Raw genomic sequence first — 26,974 nt, forward strand, 5'->3', positions numbered from 1 at the left:
TCAGCTCTCCCGTTTGATCCACTCGCTGCCGCCCAGTGGGTAGTCGTAGCCCGGGCGGCCCGTGCCGGCGCTGGTGCGGAACGCGGTGCCGTTGTTGTCGATGTGGACGGTGCCGTGGTGGCTGCCGCTGGACCAGTCCAGGGTGAGGTCCCAGCGGACGTCGTGCGCCTTGGTGTGGGCGGTGACGTAGAAGACCTCCGGGTCGGACTCGCTGACCTTGTACGGGAAGCCGCGCTGACCGTTCTTGACGGTGACGGTGGGACTGCCGTTGTCGAGGTCGACGTCGAACGACTTGGTGTCGACGCCGCCGCCGCAGCCGACGCCCATCGAGTAGTCGTTCCAGGCGAGCGGCGCGCCCTTGGCGAGGACGCGTATGTGCAACGCCTCCAGGACGACGGTCTCCTCGCCGGTGCCCTGGACGGTGAGGGCGACCCGCTGTTCGCCCGAGGACACCGCCCCGTACGCGGCGGCCCAGCGCGGGGCGTCCTGCTCGTTCGCCGGCGGGCCGACCTGCGCGGGTTCGCTGTCGACGAGGAAGTGCTGGCTGCACGGGTTGTCGTAGACGTAGGGGCGGGTGCCGACGGTGAGCGGGACGGCGGTGGTGACGGCGGTGGGGGTGTGGCGGCGGGCTCCGCCGACTTCTGCTTGCCGTCGTCCTTCGAGGGGTCGGCCGCTGTGGACGCGGACGGCTTGTTCGCCTTTCGGCTCGGGGTCGGGGTGGCGGACGGCTTCGCGTTGTCCGTCGTGCCGGTGATCGAGGCTGCGGCGCCGGCCTCCTGGCGGCCCCCCGTGTCGTCCCCGCCGGCCGGCAAACGTATGGCGAGGGCCGCGGCTCCCAGCACCACGGCCACGGCGGCGGAGGCGATCAGCACGGTACGACGACCAGGGCGCGGACGTGACGGCGCGCTTGGGTGGGCCACGGCGACGACAACCGGGGCGCCGTCGCGGTCGCCGTCGCCGTCGCCTTCGTTCGATGCGGGCGGGTCAGCCACAGCGGTCGCACCGGCCGGACCGGGCCCCTGCGTCGAGTTCGTCGGCGCGGCCGCCTGGTCCCCCCTGCGCCCCCGTGCCGCGTCCGCCAGGATCCACCGTCGGTGCAGTTCCACCAGCTCCTGCGGCGTTGCCCGGCACAGCCTCGCGAGGCGCTCCACGGGTGCGTAATCGTTCGGCACCGCGGTCCCGTTGCAGTAGCGGTGCAGCGTCGACGTACTCATGTGCAGTCGCTTGGCCAACGCCCCGTAGCTCAGCCCCGAGCGGTCCTTGAGCTCGCCCAACTGCCGTGCGAAGGCCTCCGTCTCCTCGGCCCCTGTCGCCTCCGACACCCGTTCCTCCATGCCCCGGTGTTCCAGTCGCGCGTTCCAAGGACAGTGCTTTCTCCCTGGTCAGACCGTATTCCACCGTTCCAGTGTCCCCAACTGCCCGCCAGGCATGGCGGCTGGGACGGATCACCTCACAAGCTTCGGTCATCCAATCACCACCCCACCCGAACACCGAAGGGGATCAGTCACATGTCCGGCATCCGTACCTCCCGCACCCGTCTCGCCGCCGCCGCGACCGTCGTACTCGCCGCGCTCTCACTGACCGCGTGCAACGACGGAACAGGCATCAAGGACAACGGCGCCCCGGCGAACACCTCCAGTACCTTCCACAACTCCACCGCTTCCGCGGCCCCGTCCCCCTCTTCCGACGCCGGCGCCGGCTCCGGCTCCGGCTCCGGCGCCTCCTCCTCGGACTCGGACGCCAAGTCGGCCCCCGCCGGTGCGACGACCGCCACGCACACCCCCGCCGCGAAGACACCCGTCGTCTCCTCCGGCAAGCCGGTCACCTGCGAGGGCTCCAACACCAAGACGGTCGCGGCCCCGCTGACCCGCCCCGTGAACCACATGCTGCTCACGGTGACCAACACCGGCAGCAAGAGCTGCTTCCTCTACGGCTACCCGGCGGTCAGCTTCGGCGAGGCCCAGGCCGTGCCCCCGGTCATCGACGACTCCCAGCCGCAGGCGGTCGTCACGCTCAAGCCGGGCCAGTCCGGCTACGCCTCCGTGAACCTGTCCGCCGCCGACGGCAGCGGCTCGAACGGCTACACCGCGAAGTCCCTGACCGTCTACTTCTACGGCCCCTCCCTCAGCGGAAGCGTCGGCGCGGCCGCCCGTCCGTCGCTGCCCGCGAAGGGCGTCTACGTCGACGACTCGCTCAAGGTCACGTACTGGCAGCAGTCGATGGACGACGCCATCAGCTGGTGATGTCCGAGAACGCGCTCGAAGAAGAACAGCGGCCCACAAACCCGGTCAGGCAGGTACCTCGCATGAGCAGCACCCGCAAGATCTCCCGTTTCGTGACCATCTTCGTCGGCGCGGCCTTCCAGGTGATCGTCCTGGGCGGCACCGGCGACCTCGCGGAGGAAGCAGGGGTCGTCCGGCGGCACCACCCGGCCTGAACACGCCGGCTGCGGGTTCTCTTGGGTTGCTGCGGTGCTCCCCCCACACCGCGCCGCATGTGGAGCCTCCCCCGTACCGGTGCAGGTGGTCCGCGTCGGTGCGGGCGGGGTTCAGAGCCTGTCAGCCCAGCCGCCACTGCTGGTTGGCGCCGCCGTTGCAGGTGTAGAGCTGCACCTTGGCGCCGGGCGTGGTGCCGTTGTCGTAGGCGTCCAGGCCCCGGGTGCCGCCGTAGAGCCGGAGCTCACCGGCGGCGGTGATGGTCACGGCCTGGTTGGCGCTCCGCCGCAGTCCCAGATCTCGATCTTGGTGCCGGGGGCGGTCCGGTTGCGGTAGGCGTCCAGGCAGCGGTTGGAGGAGGCGCCGATCAGCGGTGAGTGCTACCGACGCTGGAGCCGCTTCCCGCCCCGGGCGGGTCCCACTGGCCGGCCTCAGCCGTCAATGGTCCGGCCAAACTGTCGTAAAACTGAACAACCCGTGCCACCAGAGGCGTTGACGATACCTCCTCGGCGTCGGAGGCGACCGCGGTGACCGCGGTGGGAGGCGCCGGAGACCAGGGGCCGACGCAGGTGCACTCAGCGCCTGCACGCGGATGAGACCATGCGGACCGCCATCCGCCGTGTTCGGCCGGACGGAAGAAGCCTTCTGAAGGGGCGCGCCGAGATCGAGTGTGGCGCAGGTCACGGGAAGTCGGTGTGGGGTGCCGGACAGCTCATTGAGGTGAGCACTCATATGCGAACCCGGGTACGGGCCGGGGAATCGAGCGCGTTCGCTGAGCTCTTCGACAGCTACGCCCGCGCGGTCTACAACCACGCCTTTCGGCTGACCGCCGACTGGTCGGTGGCCGAGGACGTGATGGCGGCGACCTTCTTGGAGGCGTGGCGGCTTCGCGACAGGGTCGAGCCCGAGGGCGGCCCCCTGCGGCCCTGGCTGCTGGGCATCGCCACCAACACGGCGCGCAACCAGTACCGGAGCAACCGGCGCTACCGGGCGGCGGCCAACGCCGCCGCGGCGGCCGAGCTGTCGGTGGCCGACCACGCCGACGAGGTGGCCGGCCGGGTCGACGACCGGCGGCGGCTCGCGACGGCCCTCACCGCACTCGCCGCGCTGCGCAGACCGGAACGCGAGGTCATCACGCTCTGTCTGGGGGAGGGCCTGGACTACGAGGCCGCGGCTCAGGCGCTGGGGGTCCCGGTCGGAACGGTGGCCTCCCGGCTCGCTCGCCGCCTTCCAGGCCGACGCGAGCCTGGCGTTCATGCACCCAGCCTTTACCGAGGCTTTCGAGGCCGCGATCGCCACCTTCCTCCGGGGGCTCATCGTGGAGACCGCCGACGCGACCTAACGGACATTTCGCCCCTGCTGCCCGCCCGCTGGACGAAGCCGGGAACGTGACTTCGGCATCCCACGCCCGCTTGATCAACAAATGATGCGTCGAGCGCCATCAAGCCAGCCCCACTGACAACGGGGCTGCGTCTGCGGCCGACCTGTTCCGACCGAGCCGCACCCGGACTCGCCTCCGCAACACCCTTGCCTCTGTTGCGAACTCGCCCTCTGCTAAAGCGATTTCAACGCACCTCCGCGCATGGGCGGCGCAGGTCACACAAAAAAGCGTCTGAATATCCGAGGCTCTCTGGGGCTGAAGCGCCAGAAATGGCATTCCGCCACCCCTGTGAGACAGTCCATCGTCGACTTAGGGCACACAGAGGGCACGCGACGCCCAAATTGGACTAGACAACAAAGAAGCCCCAGGCCATTGACCTGGGGTCTCATCATGGAGCGGGTGACGAGAATCGACTCGCGCTCTCAGCTTGGGAAGGCCTTCTCCCGGTTCGGAGCTCTTTGACGCGCAGGTCGGCTGGGAGGAGCCGTCGCGACTGCGCATGGGATGGATCGGGCGCATCCTTGCGAGCCGCATCCTGTCCGGCTCAGCGGACCGGGCGGCCGCTTCTTACCTCACGCCGAGAACCTGCCCTGCCTTCCGGCCATCTCACAGAGGGGCGCATGACGCAGGGGAACCGAGCAAGGCGACAAGAACCGAAAGTGAGAAAGCGTGTCGGCCATCAGCCAGCGGGTACACCTGATGCTGCTCACCGCCTGGACAATCCTCTGGTTCGCCGTGGTCCAGCCGCACGGAGGGTTCTCCTGGCACTACCTGCGTACTGGTGGGGAGTTGCTCTACGCGGGCTCGGGCAGGGCAGATGGGGGTCTGAATCTGTACGCCCACCACCCCGAACTCCAGATGGGTCCGGTCAGCTTCCTGGCGGCGGGCCTGTTCAACCCTCTTTCCGAGTCCGTCGGGCAGTTCCTGGCCGCAGGTGTGATGTCCCTGCTCGGTCTGCTGATCCTGGTGGTGGTCGGACGCAGCGCCGCCTGGCATCTCCTGGGCACGGGCACCAATCACCAGCGACTGCGCCAGCGGGTGCTGATCGCGGGCCTGGCCTTCATCCCGATGTGGATCGAGGTCGCCGTCCGTTTCGGCCATCTCGACGACGTACTGGCACTTTTCTTCACGGCCCTTGCCGTATGTACTCTCACCCGCGGCAACCCCGCTGCGACGGGCGTCTTCCTGGCTCTGGCCATGGACTCCAAACCGACCGCGCTGGCCTTCCTGCCGCTGCTGCTCGCCCTGCGGAGGGAGCAGTGGCTGCGCGCAGGTCTGTGGTGCGCGGCTCTGGTCGCGCTCGCCTGGCTGCCGTTCCTCCTCAGTGCCCCGCAGTCGTTGACCGCAGCCGAGTTCACCATCCCCACCCAGCCTGCGTCCGCGCTGCACTGGCTCGGCGTCCACAATCCGCGAACCCCTCCCTGGGACCGGCCGGCACAGGCCACGGTGGGGCTGGCGCTGGGTTGCATCGCGGTCTGGCGAGGCCGCTGGCCGGCCGTCGTCCTCCTCGGCGCCAACGCCCGGATCGCCCTGGACCCCAGCGTCTACACGTACTACACCGCCTCCGTCCTGCTGGGCACACTGCTGTGGGATGTGATCGGACAGCGGCGCCTGGTGCCTTGGTGGAGCTGGATCGGTCTGATCACCCTGTACGGCACGGTCTTCGTCGTTCCCGGTGACGCGGCCCGCGGCCTGATCCGCCTGGGCTTCGTCATCGTCTCCACCGCATATGTCCTGCTCTGGCCGGTACGAGACCGGCGTCGGCGACCCTCCCGGCCCCGCAGCAGGCGGGTGGGAACCGATCAGGCACTGGGCACGGCGAAGTGAACCACGCTCGGCGCGCCGGAAAGATCGCCTCCCTGACGTGTCAGGGCAGGCCGCACGCACCGTCACGTGGTTGTGGCGCCGGGCCGGTGGACCATGGTGACGCGGCCAGCGGACGTACCCGCGCCGTGGCCCACCCCTACGGCGGCGACCCGCGCCACTCCGGCTGACCAGCCGCAGCGGCTCGGGTGCTGTCGTCCCAACGACGGGCTTGCTGACCCGCATCCCGTCCGGTCAGCAACACCGCTGCCTGGTGCTGCGTGTGTTCCGCGGCGAGTTGAGCTTCGGCTACGACGTCACCCCGCTCGCGAATCAGGTCCTCATAGATCGGCAAGCGATCGTTTCCGGGTGAGCTGTGTGTCATGGTCGGCCCAGTTTCATGGCGATCAATAAAGGGGCCGGTCCACTGTCAGGCTCGGTTGAGCCGGGCAGCGATCCCGTGACCGATCAGCAAATAGATGACGGCCGGGAGACCGTAATTGAGGACAACGCGTAGCCCCTCTGTGTCCATTGTGAAAATGTCCTGTGACCACCAGGACAGCCAGCCCGCTGTGCCCCGCACGAATACGACGAACACATTCGCGCGGTTCGCGTCGAGCAGGAAAAGCAGGATCCACAGGCCCAGCAGGCCCGCCGCAATGTCGGCGATCGTGCAGATGGTGATGGCCGTACGCCGTGTGGTGGCCTGACGGTGCAGAGAGCGGTCCGGGTCCGGCGGCTCGTTGTATGCCTGGTATCCGGGAACCGGGTCGATGTTTCTCACAGGGATATCCGATCTGACGTAGTGCCGTGTCTGCGCGCTCGGGCCAGGGCACCCAGATTCAGCCGGTCGGTACCCCGCTTCTCCCTACTTCTGCGTTCCGCATGCACTGCAGCGTTACACCGACGTCTGTGATGTCCCGAATATGGCTGTCCATACAGGCACTTACCTGCATGTTCATACACCAGGCCAGATTTCCGGACGGAATGGACGGGTGCGATTTGGGTGCAGCCACATTCCCCGGCCTCCGGTATTCGCGTAATTCGTGACCAGATCATGAAGGAGGCCAGGGTTTTCCTTCACGCATTTGTCGTTCTCGCAACGATTCTCGTCCCCCCGCGACACTTCTGACCTGCGGGGCGCTGTTGGAATTGACTTCGGGCGGGGTCATGGCGCCCATCCTCCGGGGGGAGGTTCGCAGGCGCCGACGTGCTGGGGCAGGTTGGGTTCCCCCCGTGCCGGGCCTGCCCCTGCTCTCCCAGCTCGCAGAGCCGTGTGGCGTCGGGCGCTCCAGGGGTGTGACGGCCCGGCACTCCGGTGCGCTGTAGGAGTGGGCCGAGGGGCCTCGTGGCACCTGCTCGCCCCCTATTCCGAGTGGGTGGTCGCGCAATGAAGGGCAGGCAGGTGAATCCCCCGTCGTCTGCCTGCCCCGTGCGCACCCCGGTGCCGGGCCTGAGAGAGAGCGTGCGTCGACCGGGCAAAGGGACCCGATGACCGCAAACCGCAACCATCGGCCCTGGGGTTCTACGAGCAACGCGATGATCGAGGTGGGTGTGCAGGGTCTGCTGGCGAACCGCTACGAATTGCAGGAGCTGCTGGGACGCGGCGCGATGGGCGAGGTGTGGCGAGCCTGCGACCACCTCCTCGGGCGGCCCGTGGCGGTCAAACTTCTGCATGCCGAGGAGGCGGCGGACGCCGAGCGATTCCGCTTGGAGGCGCAGATCGCGGCCCGGCTCAACCACCCCAACGTCGTGGGCATGTACGACTTCGACTCGTACCATGACCAGCCCCACCTGGTCATGGAACTCGTCGAGGGCTGGAACCTGGCCGAAGAACGCTCCCTGCGCGGCGCCCTGGCCCCGGCCGAGGCGGCAGCCATCACGGCCCAGGCGGCCGCCGGCCTCTACGCGGCACACCGGCAGGGGGTGGTCCACCGGGATGTCAAACCCGCCAACGTGATGCTGACCACCGACCGCACAGCGAAGATCACCGACTTCGGCATCGCACGCTTCGCCGAGGAGGCCGCCAGCAGCCTGACCGCCACAGGCAAGATCATCGGCACTGCCGACTACCTGGCTCCGGAGCGCGCGCTGGGCCGTCCCGCTCAGCCCGCGTCCGACGTCTACTCCCTCGGCTGTGTCCTGTACGAACTGCTCACCGGGCGGCCTCCGTTCAGCGGAGCCACGTCACTCGCCGTGGTCCAGCAGCACGTCAGTGCCACACCAGCACCGCCCGACCGCCTGCGCCCCGACATCCCGCAGCCGCTCTCCGACTACGTGCTGCACATGCTCGCGAAGGACCCGGCCCACCGGCCCACCGCCGAACAGGCAGCCGCCTGGCTCGCCACGCAGAACGGGCCACCACGACCGGCCGAGCACAACGGCACCACCCTCATGCCCACCCCGACAAGTCCACCGCCTCCGGCCCTGCACGCCAGTGAATCCCGTACCGGCACGCACTCCCGTCCCATCGGTCGCCGCAAACTGGCCTCCAAAGCCGTCCTCGCCGGCGCCGGCCTCGTCCTGTTCGCCGGGGCCACGGCCCTCGGCGCCTCGCTCAATTCCGGCGCCACGGCACCTACGTCTCCGGCCTCTCCCTCACCCACTCGCATCGCGCCAACACCCGCCGGTCGAACCTCGGCCACGATGCCATCGGCTGCCCCTCCGTCCGCCAGAACGCCACCCAGACCGGGGCCCGGTGACGACAAGGGCGGCGAGTGGTCAGGCAAGCACGACGACGGGAAAGGAGGAAAAGGACGGTGACGGCACTCCGGCGACTGAGTCGCTGGGAGATGCCGCGTAATGCCGTGAAGGCAGGCAGAGGGAAGCCGGTTCACCTGCGTGAGGACTGCGCTGAGGTTTTGACGGTATCCGGGTGCGCAACTAGTGGCGCTTCGGATCTGAGGCTGAACGTATGGAGCTGCCTGGGCAGGAGGAGGGTCCACGGCCGCTCGCGGACCGTCTGATCTCGGCGTCTGCCGCGTTCGAGGGCACTGAGGAGATCGCCGAGGGCCGGGACCTGGCCCGGTCCTTCCTGACCGATGTGCAAGCGGTGCACGGACTGCCAGTGTCGATCCGCGCGATGGGCGTGGTGCAGCTGGTCGTCAGCGAGCTGGTGACCAACGCCCACAAATACGCACCCGGCCCGTGCCTGCTGACGCTGCAGGTCATCGGGGGCTGCGTGGAGGTCACAGTGTGGGACAGCGAGCCGCACCTGCCGGTCGTCCTCGCAACTGACCCGAGCCGGGTCGGGCAGCACGGACTGGAGATCGTCATCGCGGTCTGCCGGAGCTTGGAGATGCGTCGAGAGCCGGTGGGCAAGCGGATCACCGCGACCGTCGCGTTGGCCGATGATCCCGGCGGGGCAGTGGCCGGCCGCCAGATCCTCTGAGAGCCGCGTGCATGCGGGCGCTTCTACAGAGCCTCGTGGACACGATGTGGTCCAGGCGTCCTGCTGAGAGGTTCGCCATGGAGACCCACATCCTCGCGTCCATCGCGATCACCTCGAGCTGTGGCTCAGTGTGCGCCGTTGCCGCTCGGTGCGGTGAACGGCTCGACAGCGGTCCGTCGGCGGAGCCGACGGACACCCGCTCCGGCGCCGGTGTCCTGAGCAGGTTCCGTATCCGATAGGCCCGGCACGGCATGGAGCGTGCGGTCTTCGGCCGACTGGGGCTGAGACGAGGCAAGGGCTGGGCTCGCGCCGCAGTAGCGCGACGCGAGCCCAGCCCTTGTCGGTCAGATAGAGCCGCCGTCAAAAGGCGCCGGTGCCGTTGGGCGTGCCGAGACCGGTCGGCCCGTCGTATCCCGAACCCGCGGTGCACAGGTAACTGCCGCCGCAGGAGCCGCTGCTGCCCGAGGTGACGTCGTTGAGTGCCGACCTGTGGTTGTACGGGTACGAGCCGTTGACGACCTGAGAGGTGTTTCCGGCCAGTGCGTAGACGCTCGCGATGATCGGCGCCGAGACGCTGGTGCCGCCGGCTTCGACCCATCCGTCGGCACCCTGTGCGAGACCGAGTTGAAGCTCGGTGTCGCACAACAAACCGCCGCCGCAGCTGTTGTACGTGTCGTAGACCGCCACCCCGGTGTGGGGGTCGGCGACCGCTGACACATCGGCGACGGCGCGCTTGGCGCATCCGGAGTCGTGCTGCCAGGACGGCTTGGCCTCATAGGCCGAGCAGCCCGAGCCGGCGCCGCTCCAGGCGGTCTCGGTCCAGCTGCGGGAGTTGGACGCCCTGCTCAGCGAGGTGCCGCCCACGGCGGTGACGTAGGGGGAAGAGGCCGGCCAGGAGACGCCGTAACCGGAGTCACCCGAGCTCGCTGTGATCGCGACGCCGGGGTGGTTGAAGTGCGAGTCGAAGGAGGTGATGGTGTTGTCCTCGGACCCGCCCCAGCTGTTGGAGACAGAGACGACGCCCGAAGTGGTGGCGGCGGTGTCCTCGGCTGTCATGAGATCCGGGACGTTTGCCGAGTCCGCCTCGACCAGGACGATGTGGCAGCCAGGGCATGTCGCCGAGACCATGTCGAGGTCGAGGCTGATCTCCTCGGCCCATCCGTGGTCACCGGAGGGCAGCGGCGATGCCTGGCCCCTCTGGTTCACCTTGCGGAAGCAGCCGTTGGCGGTGGTGCACGACGGCAGACCGTAGGCGCTGCGGTAGGCAGCCAGGTCGGATTCGGCGTTCGGATCGTCCATGGCGTCGACGATCGCCACCGTTCGACCGGATCCCGAGGTACCGCCCAGGTTGTAGGCGGAACGCAGATCGGACGGTACGTACCCCACCGTGGTCGGGGATCCGGTGGTGAACGGTGACATGCGGCCCGAGGTGGTGCGGTGGGCCTTCATGACGCCGAAACAGTGGACTTGTCCCGGTTGCAAGGGATGGAAGCAGCCGAAGTCCGTCGTACCCGCGGAGGCGGATGCACGCGGAGCGGACGAGAGAGCGGCGGCCTGAGCGCCGGTGGCCAGGCCGATGGTGAGGGCAGTGACGACCAGTGTGAACATCGCGGTGAGGGCAGCTGCCATCCTCCGCACCCGGCGTCTCAGTTGATGGTGGTGGATCACCGGGGATCCGGAGGGTATCTCGCTGCCTTGCATCAAGCCTCCGTACGGTTGAGCCGGTTCGGAAGGGCCACATGACCAAAATCAGCGTTGACAGACGGCATGTCAGGTCAGTGGCCGCCGATTGGTTTCACCATGCTGTCCCCCTCTTGCACTGGTCAAGGCGATGCCAATGCAGGTCTTGTGAGGCTGCTGCGGTAAGCGAGTGAACCGTCGTTGACCCTGGTGTGTCTGCGCCAGTACTCACTACGGGCCACGAAAGCTTCTGCGCCACCTGTGGTATTGAGTTACGGCGGTGCTGCTGTCGTCCGGAGCCATCACCGGATCAACCCGCCTGCGGGCGATCGCCCACTCCTGCCATTCCCGCTCAGTCTCGGCCAGCTCGGCCCGGATTCGGGTCGGCCTACTCCCGCAGCCCGTCCACGCGACGGCGAGCAGCGAACTCCGCCGAAACGATGGTGCGGAACGCCGGTGGTTGTTTCCAGCCGTCCAACGACATCTGTTCGACGTCGACTCCGTAGGTGCGGGCGAGGCCGTCGATGCCGTCTGCCCATCCCTGACCGAGGGTCCGTAGCTTCCACGCGGGTAGGCCGTCGCCCGTGTGCCGATACAACTCGGTGACGACCATGGCTCGGATATCCGGGTGTGCGGAGGGCTGGAAAGCCCATGCCGCCCCGGCTCAAGCACCAGCTCGACGGTGAGACCCCGGTCGGCATGAACCACTTCGGTTTCCACAACGAGGACACGGCGGCCACCTCCGAAGTCTGGTGGCGGCCGGCACTCCGAAACCGGCCGAATGCTTCACCGGCCGCCCCGGACGGTCCCAGGACCGGGGGCAGCACCCCCGCGAAGAGCTCCCGGAACCGCCCGGACCAGATCAGTCGGCCAGCCGGTTGACGGCACCGGCGGTGATGCCCTCCATGTAGCCGGGGTCGTCACTGGGCTGACCGGTGAGTTCGACGATGCCGAACCTGTGGCCACTGCGGATCACCGCGACGCCGCCGGAAACCTTGCCGTCGCCGCTGAAGGCCGGGTACCAACTGCCCTCGCCGGCCTTGACGGTGATCGTGCGGCCCTTGCCGTAGTACCAGTGACCATGCGGCTCGTCCTGGCAGCCGCGCACCAGCTTGTCGAGCTGCTTCTCGTACGAGGCCGCCGATGTGTCGGTGGAACCGTCAGCGACGGATTCGGTCAGCGAGGTGCCTTTGGTGTCGAAGGACCAGGTCACGTCGGCATAGGCGGCGGCCTTCCCCTTGGTCAGCTCTCGCATCGTCTCCTCGCCGGAGCATGCAGAGAGAGCTTGCTTCCCGGTCAGGTCCACCGTCGCGCGGACCGGGGCCAGGCCCTGCTGGAAGAAGTCGTCACTCTGCATCAGGCCGGCGGAGCCGACGCCGGGTTCGGCAGGGGCGGCGGCAAGGGCGGTTGCCGACCGGCTCGCAGAGCTCGTGTCCGCGCCGGCGGCGGGAAGCGCGCCGATACCGACCGCTATCAGGGCGGCACCGACGGAGGCGACTATTCCTGCGGTACGACCGCGACGCGCGAACTTCCTGCGGGCTGTCTGGTTGTCGAACATCTCATCTCCTGTCTGGTCGCGACGCGGTTGGCGTCGTCATACATCTGGGAGATGCCGGAAGTACGGGAGATGTTGGATAGCGATCTACCGCGATCGATGTGACGTATGTCACGTCCACTGGTGGGGTGGTGGTGGTCTCAGAGCCGTGTCACGGCCGCACGGACGATCCGCGTCATCGCAGCCGTGTCCAGGCAGGCATCAATCTCCAGGACCCCGTAGTGCGAGCCGTTGCGGAGTATGGCGACGCCTCCACACGGCTCCTTGCCTCGTGGTGCGGTCCCTGTGGTGTTCAGGCCGCCGCCGTAAACACCCATCCAACTCGCGGTGATGTCCGCAGCGACGTCAATCGTGTGCGTCGGCCCGTAGATCCAGTGGGTGGCGGGCTCGCTCTGGCACGGCACTTCCTCCAACAGCAGGCGTTGCGCGTAGTTCTGAGCCAGTGCGCGGCTTCCGGCGTCGTCGGCGACTTCGCGTGCGACCTGATCGTCGATGTTCGCCGCCTCGGTAGGGTCGCCGTGGCCTGTGTCCTTGCTCGTCACCAACCCGCGGAAGTGCGCGCCGTACGATCCCAGCGTCTCGCCGAGGGTCTTCTCGCCGGCGCAGGTCGCGTTGGCGTAGTTGCCGTCTCCGACGCGATCCCGCACGTAGATGCGCTTGGAGAGACCGACCTTCCTGAATTCGGCCGCTGTCAACAAGTGCCGGTTCGTCATGGGCCCGCTCGCGGGCCTCGGCGTCGGAGAGCCGTTGCCTGGCGAGGACGCCGCAGCGCCCGGCGTCACCTTCGGGGTGGCCGGAGCAGAGGGCGCGGGCAGGACGAACCGGCCGGTCAACAGGCCGAGTCCGATGGCTACCGCCAGGATGACGACGATCGTCCGAGGACGCACGGCAGCACCTCCCGGCCCGCGGTCGAGTTGATGCCAGGTGAGAGCGGGAAGCCGGGGCGTCTCAGAGGCCACCGCCGAGGCGGTCCCGCATGAAGCGGCGGGCCTGATGGATGCGGTCCTTGACCGTGCCCAAAGGAGCGTCGGTGATCTCGGCGACCTGAAGATAGGTCAGGTCTCCGAGATCGCGGAGCACGAAGGACTCCACCAGGGCCGGGTGCCGCTCCTCCAGTGCGGCCAGCGACTCCATCAGGTCCAGGCGGGTCCCCGCGATGACGCTCGTCGTCCGTGGATCGACACCGTCGGGAACGACGGCATGACTGTCCTCCGCGCGTCGGCGCATCGAGCGATACGTGGACCTGGCGGCGTTCGAGGCGATCACTGTCACCCAGCCGAGGAACGAGCCTCGCCCGGTGTACTCGTGCAGATGTGTGCTGATGGACAACAGGGCGTCCTGCGCGGCCTCTTCGGCGTCGGCGTGGTGCGGAAGAAACCGGGAGCAGCGGCGCATCACGGTGGGTCGAAGCCTGACGAGGAGGCGGTCCAGGGACGCCCGGTCACCTGCCTGGGCAGACGCCACGAGGTCCGTCAGTTCATCCTGCTCGAGCACCCTGCTGTCCCCCCGCTATCGTCCGACCTGGACCCCACTGGGTCGCACGGAAGTTCCCGACTACAGCCGGCCACATCCGCCACATCGCCCCGGGAAAAATGTTGCCACATGCAGAAGCTAGGTCGTTATCTCCTTGAGGACAGGCTGGGAGCCGGTTCGTTCGCCACCGTCTGGAAGGCATACGACCCCGAGCTCGACACCGATGTCGCGGTCAAGGTGCTGGCCGACAACTGGGCGTCGAACGCCGATGTACGACAGCGCTTCCTGGCGGAGGCGAGGCTGCTCCGCAGGATTTCCAGCCCACGTGTCGTGCGCGTTCACGACGTCGGCGTCCAGGACGACCGGCCGTACTTCGTCATGGACTACGTCCGAGGCGGCACGCTGGCCGAGAAGACAGGGCACTGCCGGCCTGCGGAGGCGCTCCGGCTCGCGGCCGAGGCCGGATACGCAGTTCAGGTGCTCCATGACGCGGGCGTCATCCACCGCGACATCAAGCCGTCGAACCTCCTGCTCGACGCCGGCCGCACGCCTGCCGCCGTACTTGTCGCGGACCTCGGCAGCGCGAAGCAACTGGCCGACGCGTCGGGGCTGACAGTCACCACCGGCACTCCCGCGTACATGGCGCCCGAACAGGCCTTCCAGACGGTCGGGTTCGACGGCCGAGCCGATGTGTACGCCCTCGGTGTCGTCGCGTTCGAGTTGTTGACCGGACGCAAGCCGTTCGGGTCGGGCGGTCGCACAGTCCTTGTGACGCAGCAGGCGTCGACGACGTCGTTGCCGTCCCTTCCCAGGGAGCTGGGGGTTCCGGACGGCATCGAAACACTGCTTCGCGCTGCGCTGTCCGTTGAACCTGACGAACGACCGCAGACCGCGCAGGCGTTCGCGGACGCGCTGCTGTCACGGGAGGGAGAGGAGTGGGCGTCGGTCAGGTCTTCGGGGCCGACGCGCCTGATGGTCTGGCTTGCGGCGGTCGTCGTGTTCCTGATGACAGCGGTGCTGACCTGGTTGTTCCGCTGAACTTGCGGGTACCGCCTCCCATGCAGAAGGTGCCGCCTGTTCGCGAGCGCCGCAGCAGGTTCCGGTACGACGCTCGCCGCGGCTCATGGTCCGCCTCGGTGCCTTCGGCCCGCTGCGGAGACATTGCTGTCCGCGGTGCACTGCCGGACGAGTGGCTCGCCCGCCGACCTGTACTCGTACCGACACGGGAGAGCCGGCCGCTCATGGTCGAGCCGTCGGAGCCGGGCGCTTCGGTCAGCGCCCCCACATGACCGAGCGGGCCGCGCTGCACAAGATCGCCCGCATCCTCGGAGTGGGCACCAGTCCGCGCTGGGCCTCCTTGTCTTGCATGGTTACTGGGATCCGCTGCCAACGGCACGGCACCTCGTCACCATTGCGGAACCGACGAGGGAAGTGTTCTCAGGCGTCTGGGCGGAACGGACTTGGCGCAACGTCCCAGGCCCGTTCTACGGTGCGGCCACCGACTCCATGGCCACCGGCCGGCTGGATGCACGGTTGTGGCACGGCCTACCCTCTCGACCCTCCCTGTCAGTCTGTGGCGAGACACCCGGTATGCCAGGTTTTGACGTGAGCGCGGTGACCGTGTGCCTGGAGTGGCAGCCTTGCAGTACGGCGATGCCCTTGGATCAGACCCGGTTGGCGTTCCGGTCGAGGATGGCCCGCAGCTGGTCGACATCCGCCGGTTTCGCGGTGCCGCGCTTGGGGAGGACGACGATGCCGACGCTGTGCTTGTCGGGTGTCATCAGCACGAAGAGCGTGTCAGTCTCCGTGTACCGGGTGATCATCGGCCACCGGTACGTCGCCTCGCTGTCGTGCGAGGTCAGCCGCACCCCGACGTCGCCCACAACAGCCCGGAACTCCCCCTGCGGGGCGACCATCCGGTGTACCTGTCGCCCCTGCAGGGCGGGTACCAGCAGATGCATACCGATGAGCAGGGCCAGCGCCGCGAGGCAAAGCACCGTCAACCCCAGGTGGGGCCCCTTCGGTCCCGTGAAGGTCACAACAAGCGCGCCCAGCACGACGATTGCCCCGGCAAGGAATATCCCGCTCTGCAGCCGCCCCGCCGATGTGGCCCGTATCCGCGCGCGGAGTGCCCCCGTTGCGTCCGCGGTAGTCGGCACGTAGGCCAGCTCCACGGTGCTCGTTTCCTGCATGGTCCCTCCCCAATCGGCGCGCTGCCGAGCCGCGATCGTAGCGGGCCCGCCGACAGCCGGGCCCCAGGGCTACGCCTTGTTGAGCTGGCATGCACCTTCGCTGGAGGAAGTGATGCCGGGGGGGCCACTGACTACAGGGCGGCGGAGTTTCAATGACCCATTCAAGCGCTGCTGCCCGGGGCTTGGGCACTGGGTGTATTGACCCGCAGGGTTGTTCACACGGCTGATCGGTGGCTGGCCTCCGAGTGCGGTGTGGCAGCGGTGGTGGTTGTAGGTGTGCAGGAAGTCTGCCAGGGCCGACGTGCGCTCGGTGTTGCCGGTGTAGGGCCGCAGGTAGGCCCACTCCTCCAGCAGAGTGCGGTTGAAGCGTTCGACCTTGCCATTGGTCTGGGGCCGGTAGGCACGGGTGAGTTTGCCGGCCGCGCCCAGGTCGGCCAGCGCCTGCCGCCAGGCGAAGCTCTTGCGGTAGGGCCAGGCGTTGTCGGTCAGGACCCGCTCGATGCGGTCGATGCCCGTGGCGGCGAAGAAGGCCGCGGCCCGGCGCAGGAAGCCGGCGCACGTGGCGGCCTTCTCGTCGCTGTGGATCTCGCTGTAGGCCAGGCGGGAATGGTCGTCGACGGCGGAGTGGACGTAGTCGAAACCCACGCTGCTACGCCGGGCGCGGCCGGCCTGGCGGCCCAGGACTTTATGGCCGCCACCGTCAGGGATGCGGCCCAGTTTCTTCACGTCCACGTGGACCAGCTCGCCGGGCCGGTCGCGTTCGTAGCGGCGGATGACGTCGCCGGTGGCTCGGTCCATGAACGCGAGACGGTTCAGGCCGTGCCGGGTCAGGATGCGGTGGACGGTCGAGGCGGGCAGGCCCAGGATCGGGCCGATGCGGGCCGGTCCGAGCTTGCGGTCCTGGCGCAGCCGGCAGACGCGGGCCTCCACCGTCGCCGCAGTGCGGTGCGGTGTCGTTCGTACACCACTTCCCTGGACGCAACCGCCTGCGGTGAGGACGGCGCCCTTACGAGACCGAGGCTTTGAGGTCTGTGCGCATCCTTATCAGGTCGATCATCGTGAACTCTAGGCACTGGTTCTTGGCCGCCATGCGGCGTGGGCGTGGTCGCTAGGGTTCGCCCTGATCCGCCTTCGTCCGCCGCTGTTGGTGTCAACCGCGGGTGTCAGACTTCAGTCGCCCACTTGACGGTCGTCCTGGATAGGGATTAGGGGTGGCACTCAGTCGCCGTCGCCAGCGCGACGAGCCCCAGAGCTACGGTGGAAAGCACCATCGCCGCTCCGGAAGCGAAGCCGAGGAGTTTGGGTTCTCCGTCCAGGAGGGGGCAGCCAGCCATCGGCGGTCAGTGCCGTGCGGCTGCCGTACGGCGTCGCGCCGCGAATAGCACGCCTGCGCCAGCCGTGATCACCACGGCGGCCGATCCGCCGATCAGCGTGGTGTTACTGCCGCCTCCGGTCTCAGCGAGTCCGGTGCCCGCAGCTGGCGAGGACGCGGACGTCGAGGGGACCGGGGACGTCGAGGTCGCGGGCGCGGCGGCCGGAGAGGTCGGCGTCGCGGTGGCGGTCGGCGATGCCGAGGGGGCCGGGCCGGTCGGCGTGCTGGAGGGGTGGGAGGAGGTGGCCACGCAGGGGGTGTCCGGGGAGATCGGCAGGTTCGTCAACGGCTCTTCGTGGATGGTGCCCGCCGTCACGTAGATGTTCCACTGGTAGCCCTGCATCCACGGCACCAGAACCGTCGTGCTCACACCTGCCGCGGTGGGGTGCTCGATGTGCCCGGTACCGACGGTCTCACCGTCGCTACCAACCGCCATCCGTATCCGCACGGTGATGTCCGCGGGTGTGCCGGAGGGATCCTTGTCCGTGACCGTGATGGCGGCCCGGGCCTCGCCCGTGCTGGTGTCGCATGTCGCCTTCGCGGTGAAGTCGCTGATGCTGCAGGCGTAGGCGCTTCCGGAGGCCAGGAGCACGGCAGCTGTTGCGGTCGCGGCGGCAGCGGTGACGGCACGCTTGAATGTCACGGGTCCCTCCCCAGGGAACGTTCCACGAAGGGTGCCCGGATCCAGGCACCTGTTTGCCGCGGGCGCACACCCACGGAAGGCTTCGAGGGGCCGGAAGCCCGATCGGAGCGGCTCATCATTGCACCCTGGCGATCTGTCTCGCACCTGCCCCGGGCTGCGAGAGACGTGCCCGTCGGCTCTCACCGCCCCGCTCACTCACCTCAAGCACCGTCCCCAGCTCCCATCCCGTCTGCCGTCGGCCCACACACCGTGGAGCAGACGCGGCCCAGGGCGTCCAGGTGGAGCGCGCCACTGCACGAACGACCTGGACGCCATGGGCCGCGTCTGCTCGGCTTTGCCTGGGTCGACGGTGTACCGGATGGGAGCACCCCGCGCACGCCACGACGAACCCGCAGTCGGGAACGGCGCCCCATCCATCCCGGTGCCGGCCGATCCCCCGCCGGAGGCTCTGTTCTGACCGGGGCCGCGAATGCGGTGATCGACTCATGGCCGCCGGCCCTATCCACATGTGGGCGCGCGTCGGCGCAGCGCGGGCGGAGCGGGCCGAAGGCAGGAGCGGCGCCCGCAGCGGAGCCGGGAGCGCGCCCGGCGGAGCGGAGCGCAGCCGGGGCTTGAACCAGTAGAGAGGGTTGTTACTCAGTCGGCGCTTGGGGCGGCTGTGATGCTGCGGGACTGTGCTGCGGCTCGTCGTAGAGCGTCGGCTACTCGGTCGGCGGCATCGGCGGACAAGAGGATCTCTTGCGTCCACAGAATCGAGAGCCTGATGTCGCCGTTGAGCAAGTTGGTGGCAACGTCGACTTCCGTGCCGTTGCCCGTGACGTCGTACACGTTGAGGTCCGGATCGCTGCTGTAGGCGCTCATGGTGTCCGGCTCGGGTCCTGAGGGCTCGCGCCCGAAACGCTCCACAACGGGGCTGTGTACTGCTCCGGGTGGCTGTTAAGGAGCATCTGGCGCAGTTCATCGCGCTGTGAGCCGTCGAGGCTCAAGACCTCGGTGAGGTGGCGGAACGTCGTATGAGTGACTCCGCGGCTCCGGGCCTCTTCCTCGAACTGGGCGAGTCGGCGTTGGACCGACTCGGGGTCGAGCGTGGCCGGCTGTTGTTCCTTGAACCAGAGAGCCTTGTTGCGCTCGTAGTCGATTTCGGAGAAGCCGCAGATCTCGCGGCTGAGGGCCTCCGCTTCGGCCAGTGTCGTGGTCGACATGATGGCGCGGGACAGCTCATTGCGGCTGAGGGCCTCGTCCAGGTCGACTTCGTGGACTGTCGGGCTCTCGTCAGTGAGGGGGATGGGAAGGCCGGCGTCCCGGATTTCGCATGTGCCGCGTACGCCTCTGGCTGTCGCCGCGAGCATGCCTGTCGCCTCTGAAGGGTGCCATTCCAGGATGGGGCCGATCGGCTCGGCGTCCTTCGCGGTGAAGGTGTGGATGAGCGGACCGAGGATGCCCCGTAGGTCCTCGTGTCGAAGCTCGCCGTCCAGGCCGGGGCCTGCCACCAGCAGGCGGATAGGCGCGTTCACTTGGGCGCAGGCTGCCAGTGTCAGGGCATCGGCCAGCGGGCTTTTCAGGGTTGGTTCGTCACCTCGGGCCAGTACGTCACCGCCTACGTCGAGGAGATCGATCGAGGTCGGCTGAAGGCGGGTGATCAGGTCTTCGAGCTGGTGGGTGATGCCCTCGGCGCCGTTGTTCGGGTCGATCAGCGCGATGGTGTGAGGGAGCTCCGCGGCGAGTCGAGGAAGGGTGGAGCCTGCCGGTGCGATCGGGCGGGCCTCCGCCGGCACCTTCGAGACGGCCGGGCTGAGCGGTTCGAGACCGGTGAAGTCTTCGGTTCCGCGGGGCCCCGGTAGAGGGTCGATCAGCAAGCGGTCCCACGCGTACGTGAGGATCACCGCCTGGTCCGCATCGCCGTACAGGGCGGCGTGAAGCATTGCGGCGGCGACGGCGTCGCCCCCTCCTCCTGCTGCGACGATCAACCGCGTCATGAGCCCCAGGGTACGGGGTAGGGCATTGACCACTCACCCTATAGTGGCTAGAGGCTATAGCCACTTGGACGAGGAGGGGACATGCCTCAGATCGAGGAGGCGCAACCGAAGTATCTGCAGATCGCGCACTTCATCCGCGATCAGATCCTTCGAGGTGACCTGCGGCCCGGGGACGAGGTTCCCTCGGAACGGCAACTGGCGTCGGACTGGAAGGTGTCCAGGCCGACGGCAGCGCGGTCGCTGGAGGCGCTGAGCCATCAAGGGCTCGTCGAGAAGCGGCAGGGATCCGGGACGTACGTTCGGAGTCTTGAGGTGAACCGCCGGGCTCGGGAGTTGTACGGGCGGGCTCGGCCCACCGGGAAGATCTACTCAGCCGGTGAGTATGCGGTGATCACGTCGGCTGGATGGTTGGACGCGCCGGACCACGTTGCTGAGGCGCTGGGGCTGCTGAAGGATCGCCGGGCCGTCCATCGCCGGCGGGTCACCAACAGCCAGGACGGGCCGATCACGCTGTCCTCGTCGTGGTTCGCACCGGACGTGGGGCAGCGTGCGCCCAAGCTCCTGGAGCCGGAGCGGATCCAGGAAGGCACCCTGATGTACGTCGAAAACATCACGGGGCGGAAGGGGAGCTACGCGGAAGACCGCATGTGTGCTCGACAGGCGACCGAAGAGGAGGTTGCAGACCTCCAGCTGGAGCCCGGTTCTGCGGTGCTGATCGTGCATCACGTCGTCTTCGACCTCCAGGACCGGCCGCTGGAGTTCGCCGAAGCCACCTATCCGCCGAACCGTTGGGCCTTCGAGCAGGGGTATCCACTTACCTGACGGAGTGTCATTTCGTGGAACTGCTTGCGCCGCGCGAGTGGCTAAGGCCACTTACTGGAAAGGGGGGCCCGGCGTGACGAGTCAGCGGCCGGACCAGGGAGCGCACTTACCTTGCCGGAGTTGCCGGGGGCGCGGCTGGAAGCGCGTTGGATCGCGCACATCTCTGGTGCTCTCCTCTGCCGCCGACCGCACCCGTGCCACATCGAAGTGGCGCTGCCTCGACTGCGACGGCAGCGGCAAGGAGTGAGCGCGAATGGCGGCTTACACGATCGACCGCGACCCCTCTGAGGGCTCACCGCGACTCGGAGCGATGGCGTTGCATCCGGGCCCGGAGTCCGTTCCTCGGGCTCGCTGGTTCCGGAAGTTCATCGCCCCGTACAACCCGCCTGTTCGGTCGAGGACTGTGTGCTGATGATCTCGGAACTGGTCACCGACGCGATCCGCTACGGGCAGGCTGACGAACCGTGGCTTGTGCGAGTCGAGTGGTTCCGGGACGGCACCTCGCTGCGGGTTGAGGTGCACAACCCTGGCTTCCCGGCGAACGTGAGGCTCCGGCGGCCCGATGCCACTGACGCACACGGGCGGGGGCTTCTGCTGGTCGACTCGATCGCCGAGTCCTGGAACTCCGGACCCAGTCGCTTCGGTGGGACGGTGGTCTCCTTCGTGGTGGCCGATGCCTGGCCGAGCTGATCGCTCGGCAACCCCTGTTGCGGGCGCAACAGGGAACGCTAGTCAGGAGGGGCTCCGGGCAACCAGAGCCAAGACGACCGTCGCCAAGGCGTACCGGCTCGTCAAAGCCGTCATAGAAACCGCCGTTGACGACGAACTGATCAGCCGCCACCCGTGCCGGATCAAGGGCGCGGGCAAGGAGTCAGCCGCCGAACGTCGTATCGCCACCGTCGCCCAGGTCGACGCTCTCGCTGATGCAATGGGTATCCGCTGGCGGCTCATGGCTTGCATCGGCGCGTACGGCCCGATGCGCCCCGAGGAGCTGGCCGGCCTTCGGCGCCGCGACGTCGATCTCGACGACCTGGTGATCCGCGTCCGCGTCGCCGAACCGGAGCGGACCAACGGCAAGCGTGCTCCTGGCGAGACAAAATCCGATGCAGGTATCCGGGCCGTCGTCCTCCCGGCCTTCCTGCACAAGGAGGTGAGGCAGCACCTCGCCTGGTACGCCGAGAAGGGGCCCGACGCTCTGGTCTTCGTGGGTGAGAAGGGCGCGCCTTTCCGGCGCACGTCGTTCGGCCGGAAGTGGCGTCGTGCTCGCGCCGTCACCGGGCTTCCGGACGGCTTCCGCTTCTACGACCTTCGTCACACCGGACACACGCTCTCGACCCGTTCGGGCGCCACCCTCAAGGACACGATGGTCCGCGCCGGCCAGTCCTCGGAGAAAGCCGCGCTGATCTATCAGCACTCCGACGAGGAGCGGCAACGAGAGGTGGCCTCCGGCCTCGATGGCTTGGTCCGCGCCGAGCGTGCCAAGCACCACAAGGACATCGACCACAACCGTGCGCACCACAAGGAGGAACACACGGGCAGCTAGCAGCGCCTTGTGGTGCGGATGTGGCGCGCACTCCGCCCACCGGTCTAGACAACAAAGAACCCCCGGGCCTCTGGCCTGGGGGTTTCTGCTGGAGCGGGTGACGAGAATCGAACTCGCGCTCTCAGCTTGGGAAGCTGATGTTCTACCATTAAACTACACCCGCGTAAGACGCCGACCGGAGTCGGTGTCCGAACGCTCGCTCACTCTACCTCATCGCGAACCCGCGGCGCCCAGACCGGGGAGTTCGGGTGCGTTTCAGGGGTGAGTCGGGGGTGGGATCCGGGTGCGGGTGACCGGAGTTGGGGCGTACGGTGGGGACTTGGGAGAGGGGCCGGGTGAGCCGGAGTGCCGCCTGGAGAGCCGTCCCTTTGATCCCGTAATGTGGCTTTCCGTCGTCACGGTAGTAAGCCCGACGCGGCTCCTGGGGAAGGGACTTAAGGGACTTGATGGAACGCACCGTCGTCCGCTGTGCCGAAGGGCACGTGTTCAGTACCGCTTCGTTCCCGATGCAGCAGGCCGAGCGGCTCGGCCCTGGCCGGCTCGTCCGGTGTCCGAAGTGCGCCCGGCTGCGCAGCGTCGTGCCGGTCGCACTTGAGAAGCATGAGCGGGAAGCAGTCGTGAGAAGCGGTAGCTGGAAGCAGTAGCTGGAACAGGTTCAAACAGCTGTCGCAGAGGCGCGTGGGCTCGTCATGGTTTTCCTGGGTCCGCGCGCCTTGCGTATCCTCGGGGCGTGCTTCTCTCAGACAAGGACATCCGGGCCGAGATCGACGCCGGGCGGGTGCGGATCGATCCCTACGACGAATCAATGGTGCAGCCGTCGAGCATCGACGTGCGGCTGGACCGCTTCTTCCGGGTGTTCGAGAACCACCGGTACCCGCACATCGACCCCTCCGTCGAGCAGCCGGACCTGACCCGGCTGGTGGAGCCGGATGGCGACGAGCCCTTCATCCTCCACCCCGGTGAGTTCGTTCTCGCGTCGTCGTACGAGGTGATCTCGCTGCCCGACGACCTTGCCTCCCGGCTGGAGGGGAAGTCCTCGCTGGGGCGGCTCGGGCTGGTCACACACTCCACCGCAGGGTTCATCGACCCGGGATTCAGCGGGCATGTGACCCTTGAGCTGTCCAATCTCGCAACCCTTCCCATCAAGCTGTGGCCGGGCATGAAGATCGGGCAGCTGTGCATGTTCCGGCTCTCCTCCCCCGCCGAGCACTCCTACGGCAGCGAGCGCTACGGCTCCCGTTACCAGGGGCAGCGCGGACCCACCGCCTCCCGCTCCTACCTCAATTTCCATCGGACGCAGGTGTGAGGGCCCAGGCATGAGCAGTGATGTACGGGAGAACCTCACCTACGAGCAGTTCGGCGTCGCCGTGCGCGAGCTCGCGCAGACCATCGCCGACGACGGGTTCGAGCCCGACATAGTGCTGAGCATCGCCCGCGGTGGTGTGTTCGTCGCCGGCGGGCTCGCCTACGCCCTCGACTGCAAGAATCTGCATCTGGTCAATGTCGAGTTCTATACGGGCGTGGGGACCACCCTTGAGATGCCCGTCATGCTCGCTCCCGTCCCCAACGCCATCGACTTCAGCGACAAGAAGGTCCTCATCACGGACGACGTCGCCGACACCGGAAAGACGCTGAAGCTCGTCCGAGACTTCTGCCTCGACACCGTCGCCGAGGTCCGGTCCGCGGTGATCTATGAGAAGTCCCACTCGCTCGTGAAGTGCGAGTACGTGTGGAAGCGGACCGATGACTGGATCAACTTCCCGTGGAGCGTCTTGCCTCCGGTACATAAGTCGGGAGAGGCACCCAAGGAGAACAAGGAAGCAGTCTGACCTGCGCGTTCTCCGTACATTTCAGAGAGCCCCTCGACGGATCAGGGGCGGTCGCTGTGGTTGCGGTACTGCCCTGCTGTAGCCCGTGCGCGGTCAGCCCGCTCGCGTAGCACGGGACGCGGGGGATGGACAACGCGATACCGGATCGCCAAACTACGTGGACGATCATGCGCAGCTGTGACTGCACGGTCTGCGGGGGAAGGCTCGATGGGGCGACAGCAGAGCAAGGGCTTGGCGCCGGAGCGCATCCGCTACCGTTTGACGCACCTCCAGCGCCTGCTGCCAGTGCTGCCCGCCATCGTGGGCATGGCGCCCTTTCAAATCTTGATCTGGTTGGACGGCGGGCGAGTTGGTCCTCCACTCGCGGCAGCCTTGCTGCCGTTCGTGCTGCTGATTGCCTCGCGGCCGTTCGGGGTCACTCTCACGCAGTCAGCGGCCGTCGTGCACAACCTGGCCCGCCGCACCATCCCCTGGGCCGACGTACAGGCCATACAGATCGAGTCCTCCCTCGGAACCCGAACTGTCGTGATCTACGAAGCGAGCGGGCGCCGTACACGCCTACGGGCGCCGATCACAGGGTTCCTCAGCTGGGATCGCACCTTCGAGGAGAAGTTCCACCCCATAGGCAGATGGTGGCTGGATCACCGCGGACCGGATTGGGCTCCTGCCCCGCCGCCGATGGCACGGTGGAGCGGTCCACCGGCACCCGGCGGGAATCCTTTCGCCCCTCCCACATAGTCCGCAGATGGCTGTCCGGGGCTCCGGCCGCTGCGGCCGGAGCCCCGGACAGCTTCTGGAACGATCTCTAGAACGTGCCCAGCTTCACGATCGACAGCAGTGCGATCAGCTGGATTGCCGACGCGCCCAGGGCCTTCGGCCAGGGCAGGTCGTGGGACTTGCCGACCATGAGGGTGAGGAGGGTGCCCGCCGCGATCCAGGTGGCCCAGCCGAGGACCTGGACGAAGCCCGCGTCGCCGCCGAAGAACATGGCGAAGAGGAGGCGGGGAGCGTCGGTGATCGACATGATCAGCATCGACAGGCCGACCGTCGGCTGCCAGGCGCCGTCGCCGCCCAGCTGGCGGGCGAGGGTGTGGGTCACGACGCCCAGCACGAAGGAGGAGAGCACCATCGCGATCGCCGTCGTCAGGACGATCGGGATCGCGTTGGTGAGTGTGGCGTTTATCGCGTCCGCGCGGGCGCCGTCGAAGCCGAAGACCGCGAGCAGGCCGTAGAGGAACGTGACGATGAGAGCCGGGCCCCACATCGTGTAGTCCCGCATCTGGAGGAACGTCTGGTTCGGGGAGAAGACGATCCCCTTCAGCAGGTCCTTCCAGTGCAGGCGCGGGCCGATCGGGCCGGACGGTCCGGCCGAGCCGGCGTGGTAGGTCGCGCCCCGCGTGTAGCCGTCGGCCTCGTCGACCGAGAACGCCTGGGTGTGACCCGGGTTGTTCGCCGCGTACGGGTCGGGGACACCCGGTCGGCCGCCGTAGCCGTTGTCGTCGCCGAAGTACTCCGGGCCGTCGCCGCCGGGCTGCGCCGGGTGGCCGCCTCGGGTCTGCGGCCAGCCGGCGCCCCCGCTCTGCGGGTACGGCTGCGGTGCCGACGGGTATCCGTACGACGGTCCCGCCGGCTGTCCGCCGAAGCTCTGGGGCGGCGTCTGCTGCCCGTACGCGGGTTGTTGCGGTCGCGTTTGCGGGGCACGGCCGTCCCGGCCACCGCGTCCGATCCTGAATCCAGCCACGTCATCGAACGTACCCGGTCCCGCGGAGCCGTGTGCGGGCTCGGCGGCCCGAGCCGGCCATTGCCGCAGAGCTGTGACATCCCCTAAGGGGAAGCAGAGGCGACCCTGAAGGGACGGACCCGAGCAGGCCCGAGGGGGACCTGGGGCGGACCTCAGGGACATCCGGGGAGGCCTGGGAGGTCCGCACCGCACCGGGGTCTCACTGCCCGAACAGCGCCCCCAGCAGCGCCCATGAGCCCGGCAGCCCCGCGGATGCCGGCCGGAAGCTCACCGAGCCCGTCGTCGTCAGGCCGGTGGACGAGCCGCGCAGGGTCCATACGGCGCCCTGCCCGCCGTTCTCGTGCCGTGCCCCGACCGCCAGGTCGGCCTTGCGGTCGCCGTTGAGGTCGGCCAGGTGGACGGCGGTGCCCCAGAAGTCGTTGTCCTCGTCCACGTCCGGCACGCCGGGTGTGTTCTGGGTCCACCGGGTCGAGCGCACGCCCGTCAGACCGGTGGCGGAGCCGCGTAGCAGCGTGACGGTGCCGGTCTGCCAGGCCGCGCCGACCCCTTCGTAGGGCGTGCCGGCCGCCACGTCGGCGTACCCGTCGCCGTCGACGTCGCCGACGGAGAGCGAGTCGCCGAACGAGTCCGGTGCCCGCGGCGCGGGTGGCGCCGGGGACGCCCGGGCTGTCCTGGGTGAGCGCCGCCGGGGCGTGTGGGGCTGATGCCGTGCGCGCCGCCCAGGTAGGCGGCGACGTCCCCAACAGGTGCGTTGATGTCCTGCTAAGTCGCTCACGCGCTCCTGATCAGCCTTGCGGCAGGATGGAGACATGAGCGTAGTCAAGATCAACGTACTGACCGTGCCGGCGGAGCAGCGGGAGACGCTGGAGAAGCGGTTCGCCCATCGTGCCCATGCCGTGGAGAACTCCGACGGGTTCGAGTGGTTCGAGCTTCTTCGCCCGGCCGAAGGCACTGACAACTACCTCGTCTACACGCGGTGGCGCGACGAGGCGTCTTTCCAGGCCTGGATGGAGGGGCCGATGAAGACGGCGCACCAGGGCGGCGACGAGGCGAGCGGTGAGAAGCCGAAGCCTGCCGCCACGGGGTCGACCCTGTGGTCCTTCGAGGTCGTTCAGCAGGCCGGGCCCAAGAGCTAGTA

At 68.1% G+C, this 26,974-nt stretch carries 27 protein-coding genes, 1 tRNA gene and 4 pseudogenes; 15 read left to right on the top strand and 17 right to left on the bottom strand.

Translation table 11 applies throughout. The annotated features are described in order from the left end of the window. Nucleotides 1–453: a hypothetical protein gene (locus ABZ396_RS05095; RefSeq protein WP_358920378.1), complete on the bottom strand. Its 453-nt coding sequence runs from the start codon at nucleotides 451–453 to the stop codon at nucleotides 1–3. Nucleotides 454–1,157: 704 nt separating this feature from the next. Further along, nucleotides 1,158–1,334: pseudogene (locus ABZ396_RS05100) on the bottom strand (helix-turn-helix transcriptional regulator); the annotation flags it as partial. Between the two features lie 174 nt (nucleotides 1,335–1,508). Here ABZ396_RS05100 and ABZ396_RS05105 point away from each other — a divergent pair. Both ABZ396_RS05105 and ABZ396_RS05110 read left to right on the top strand, forming a co-directional pair. Further along, nucleotides 1,509–2,243 carry a DUF4232 domain-containing protein gene (locus ABZ396_RS05105; RefSeq protein ID WP_358920380.1) on the top strand — a complete coding sequence of 245 codons (735 nt, stop codon included), beginning with the start codon at nucleotides 1,509–1,511 and terminating at the stop codon, nucleotides 2,241–2,243. 62 nt (nucleotides 2,244–2,305) lie between these two features. Beyond that, nucleotides 2,306–2,437 (top strand): hypothetical protein, encoded by a 132-nt coding sequence (locus ABZ396_RS05110; RefSeq protein WP_358920382.1) that lies wholly within the window; start codon nucleotides 2,306–2,308, stop codon nucleotides 2,435–2,437. 121 nt (nucleotides 2,438–2,558) lie between these two features. On the opposite strand, the gene ABZ396_RS05115 is transcribed toward ABZ396_RS05110, so the two are convergent. Beyond that, nucleotides 2,559–2,702 (bottom strand): ricin-type beta-trefoil lectin domain protein, encoded by a 144-nt coding sequence (locus ABZ396_RS05115; protein ID WP_358920384.1) that lies wholly within the window; start codon nucleotides 2,700–2,702, stop codon nucleotides 2,559–2,561. Between the two features lie 465 nt (nucleotides 2,703–3,167). Between ABZ396_RS05115 and ABZ396_RS05120 the strand changes: the two genes are divergently transcribed. From ABZ396_RS05120 to ABZ396_RS05130, 3 genes are all read left to right on the top strand, one after another. After that, entirely contained in the window at nucleotides 3,168–3,827 is a 660-nt protein-coding gene (locus ABZ396_RS05120; RefSeq protein ID WP_358920386.1) for an RNA polymerase sigma factor, read from the top strand. A 658-nt stretch (nucleotides 3,828–4,485) separates the two neighbouring features. Next, nucleotides 4,486–5,643: a hypothetical protein gene (locus tag ABZ396_RS05125; protein ID WP_358920388.1), complete on the top strand. Its 1,158-nt coding sequence runs from the start codon at nucleotides 4,486–4,488 to the stop codon at nucleotides 5,641–5,643. A gap of 208 nt (nucleotides 5,644–5,851) precedes the next feature. Then, nucleotides 5,852–5,992 carry a hypothetical protein gene (locus ABZ396_RS05130; protein ID WP_358920390.1) on the top strand — a complete coding sequence of 47 codons (141 nt, stop codon included), beginning with the start codon at nucleotides 5,852–5,854 and terminating at the stop codon, nucleotides 5,990–5,992. Between the two features lie 57 nt (nucleotides 5,993–6,049). On the opposite strand, the gene ABZ396_RS05135 is transcribed toward ABZ396_RS05130, so the two are convergent. Continuing rightward, a complete protein-coding gene (locus ABZ396_RS05135; protein WP_358920392.1) occupies nucleotides 6,050–6,403 on the bottom strand; it encodes a hypothetical protein in 354 nt (117 codons plus the stop codon). Nucleotides 6,404–7,110: 707 nt separating this feature from the next. Here ABZ396_RS05135 and ABZ396_RS05140 point away from each other — a divergent pair. Beyond that, a complete protein-coding gene (locus tag ABZ396_RS05140; protein ID WP_358920394.1) occupies nucleotides 7,111–8,382 on the top strand; it encodes a protein kinase in 1,272 nt (423 codons plus the stop codon). A 151-nt stretch (nucleotides 8,383–8,533) separates the two neighbouring features. Further along, nucleotides 8,534–9,010: an ATP-binding protein gene (locus ABZ396_RS05145; RefSeq protein ID WP_358920396.1), complete on the top strand. Its 477-nt coding sequence runs from the start codon at nucleotides 8,534–8,536 to the stop codon at nucleotides 9,008–9,010. A 360-nt stretch (nucleotides 9,011–9,370) separates the two neighbouring features. Here the strand turns inward: ABZ396_RS05145 and ABZ396_RS05150 are convergent, their stop codons facing one another. The 5 genes from ABZ396_RS05150 to ABZ396_RS05170 all read right to left on the bottom strand — a co-directional run bounded on the left by ABZ396_RS05150 (nucleotide 9,371) and on the right by ABZ396_RS05170 (nucleotide 13,739). Beyond that, entirely contained in the window at nucleotides 9,371–10,639 is a 1,269-nt protein-coding gene (locus tag ABZ396_RS05150; RefSeq protein ID WP_358920398.1) for a S53 family peptidase, read from the bottom strand. A 439-nt stretch (nucleotides 10,640–11,078) separates the two neighbouring features. Further along, nucleotides 11,079–11,303 (bottom strand): hypothetical protein, encoded by a 225-nt coding sequence (locus ABZ396_RS05155; RefSeq protein ID WP_358920400.1) that lies wholly within the window; start codon nucleotides 11,301–11,303, stop codon nucleotides 11,079–11,081. Nucleotides 11,304–11,552: 249 nt separating this feature from the next. Then, nucleotides 11,553–12,248, bottom strand: a complete 696-nt coding sequence (locus ABZ396_RS05160; RefSeq protein WP_358920402.1) for a hypothetical protein — start codon at nucleotides 12,246–12,248, stop codon at nucleotides 11,553–11,555. Nucleotides 12,249–12,385: 137 nt separating this feature from the next. Further along, a complete protein-coding gene (locus tag ABZ396_RS05165) occupies nucleotides 12,386–13,132 on the bottom strand; it encodes a hypothetical protein (RefSeq protein WP_358920403.1) in 747 nt (248 codons plus the stop codon). Between the two features lie 61 nt (nucleotides 13,133–13,193). Then, on the bottom strand, nucleotides 13,194–13,739 hold the full coding sequence (locus ABZ396_RS05170) for an RNA polymerase sigma factor (protein ID WP_358920404.1): 546 nt from the start codon (nucleotides 13,737–13,739) through the stop codon (nucleotides 13,194–13,196). 108 nt (nucleotides 13,740–13,847) lie between these two features. Here ABZ396_RS05170 and ABZ396_RS05175 point away from each other — a divergent pair, with 108 nt between their 5' ends. Continuing rightward, nucleotides 13,848–14,756 carry a serine/threonine-protein kinase gene (locus ABZ396_RS05175; RefSeq protein WP_358920406.1) on the top strand — a complete coding sequence of 303 codons (909 nt, stop codon included), beginning with the start codon at nucleotides 13,848–13,850 and terminating at the stop codon, nucleotides 14,754–14,756. Between the two features lie 626 nt (nucleotides 14,757–15,382). Here the strand turns inward: ABZ396_RS05175 and ABZ396_RS05180 are convergent. The 5 genes and pseudogenes from ABZ396_RS05180 to ABZ396_RS05200 all read right to left on the bottom strand — a co-directional run bounded on the left by ABZ396_RS05180 (nucleotide 15,383) and on the right by ABZ396_RS05200 (nucleotide 19,901). Beyond that, a complete protein-coding gene (locus ABZ396_RS05180; RefSeq protein WP_358920408.1) occupies nucleotides 15,383–15,910 on the bottom strand; it encodes a YcxB family protein in 528 nt (175 codons plus the stop codon). Between the two features lie 195 nt (nucleotides 15,911–16,105). Then, nucleotides 16,106–16,867, bottom strand: a pseudogene (locus tag ABZ396_RS05185) (IS481 family transposase); the annotation flags it as partial. A 383-nt stretch (nucleotides 16,868–17,250) separates the two neighbouring features. Then, entirely contained in the window at nucleotides 17,251–17,925 is a 675-nt protein-coding gene (locus ABZ396_RS05190; protein WP_358920410.1) for an LAETG motif-containing sortase-dependent surface protein, read from the bottom strand. Between the two features lie 636 nt (nucleotides 17,926–18,561). Further along, the gene (locus ABZ396_RS05195) at nucleotides 18,562–18,786 is read right to left on the bottom strand and encodes a hypothetical protein (RefSeq protein WP_358914794.1); all 225 of its coding nucleotides are present in this window, start codon (nucleotides 18,784–18,786) and stop codon (nucleotides 18,562–18,564) included. Then, nucleotides 18,783–19,901: a DUF1152 domain-containing protein gene (locus tag ABZ396_RS05200; protein ID WP_358914796.1), complete on the bottom strand. Its 1,119-nt coding sequence runs from the start codon at nucleotides 19,899–19,901 to the stop codon at nucleotides 18,783–18,785. Before ABZ396_RS05200 ends, ABZ396_RS05195 begins: the two co-directional genes overlap by 4 nt. 81 nt (nucleotides 19,902–19,982) lie before the next feature. On the opposite strand from ABZ396_RS05200, the gene ABZ396_RS05205 reads away from it, so the two are divergent. The 3 genes and pseudogenes from ABZ396_RS05205 to ABZ396_RS05215 all read left to right on the top strand — a co-directional run. Next, on the top strand, nucleotides 19,983–20,723 hold the full coding sequence (locus ABZ396_RS05205; RefSeq protein WP_358914798.1) for a GntR family transcriptional regulator: 741 nt from the start codon (nucleotides 19,983–19,985) through the stop codon (nucleotides 20,721–20,723). 310 nt (nucleotides 20,724–21,033) lie between these two features. After that, nucleotides 21,034–21,413, top strand: a pseudogene (locus ABZ396_RS05210) (ATP-binding protein). Nucleotides 21,414–21,465: 52 nt separating this feature from the next. Further along, a pseudogene (locus ABZ396_RS05215) lies at nucleotides 21,466–22,266 on the top strand (tyrosine-type recombinase/integrase); the annotation flags it as partial. An 89-nt stretch (nucleotides 22,267–22,355) separates the two neighbouring features. Here the strand turns inward: ABZ396_RS05215 and ABZ396_RS05220 are convergent. Beyond that, nucleotides 22,356–22,429: transfer RNA gene (locus ABZ396_RS05220), tRNA-Gly, on the bottom strand. A 283-nt stretch (nucleotides 22,430–22,712) separates the two neighbouring features. On the opposite strand from ABZ396_RS05220, the gene ABZ396_RS05225 reads away from it, so the two are divergent. From ABZ396_RS05225 to ABZ396_RS05235, 3 genes are all read left to right on the top strand, one after another. Beyond that, entirely contained in the window at nucleotides 22,713–22,910 is a 198-nt protein-coding gene (locus ABZ396_RS05225; protein WP_358914800.1) for a hypothetical protein, read from the top strand. Between the two features lie 86 nt (nucleotides 22,911–22,996). After that, complete coding sequence (gene dcd / locus ABZ396_RS05230) at nucleotides 22,997–23,572, top strand: dCTP deaminase (protein ID WP_358914802.1); 576 nt, start codon at nucleotides 22,997–22,999, stop codon at nucleotides 23,570–23,572. Nucleotides 23,573–23,582: 10 nt separating this feature from the next. Further along, complete coding sequence (locus tag ABZ396_RS05235; RefSeq protein WP_358914804.1) at nucleotides 23,583–24,095, top strand: phosphoribosyltransferase; 513 nt, start codon at nucleotides 23,583–23,585, stop codon at nucleotides 24,093–24,095. 805 nt (nucleotides 24,096–24,900) lie between these two features. Here the strand turns inward: ABZ396_RS05235 and ABZ396_RS05240 are convergent. After that, a complete protein-coding gene (locus tag ABZ396_RS05240) occupies nucleotides 24,901–25,836 on the bottom strand; it encodes a YIP1 family protein (RefSeq protein ID WP_358914806.1) in 936 nt (311 codons plus the stop codon). 199 nt (nucleotides 25,837–26,035) lie between these two features. Continuing rightward, nucleotides 26,036–26,647, bottom strand: coding sequence for an FG-GAP repeat protein (locus tag ABZ396_RS05245; RefSeq protein ID WP_358914807.1), 612 nt, complete (start codon nucleotides 26,645–26,647; stop codon nucleotides 26,036–26,038). Between ABZ396_RS05245 and ABZ396_RS05250 the strand changes: the two genes are divergently transcribed. Continuing rightward, entirely contained in the window at nucleotides 26,646–26,972 is a 327-nt protein-coding gene (locus ABZ396_RS05250) for an antibiotic biosynthesis monooxygenase (RefSeq protein ID WP_358914809.1), read from the top strand. The two genes, ABZ396_RS05245 and ABZ396_RS05250, sit on opposite strands and share 2 nt — an antisense overlap. The last annotated feature ends 2 nt before the right edge of the window (nucleotides 26,973–26,974 follow it).

Origin of the sequence: Streptomyces sp. NPDC005866 (genome assembly GCF_040629895.1) — a bacterium.
Taxonomy (GTDB): Bacteria; Actinomycetota; Actinomycetes; order Streptomycetales; family Streptomycetaceae; genus Streptomyces.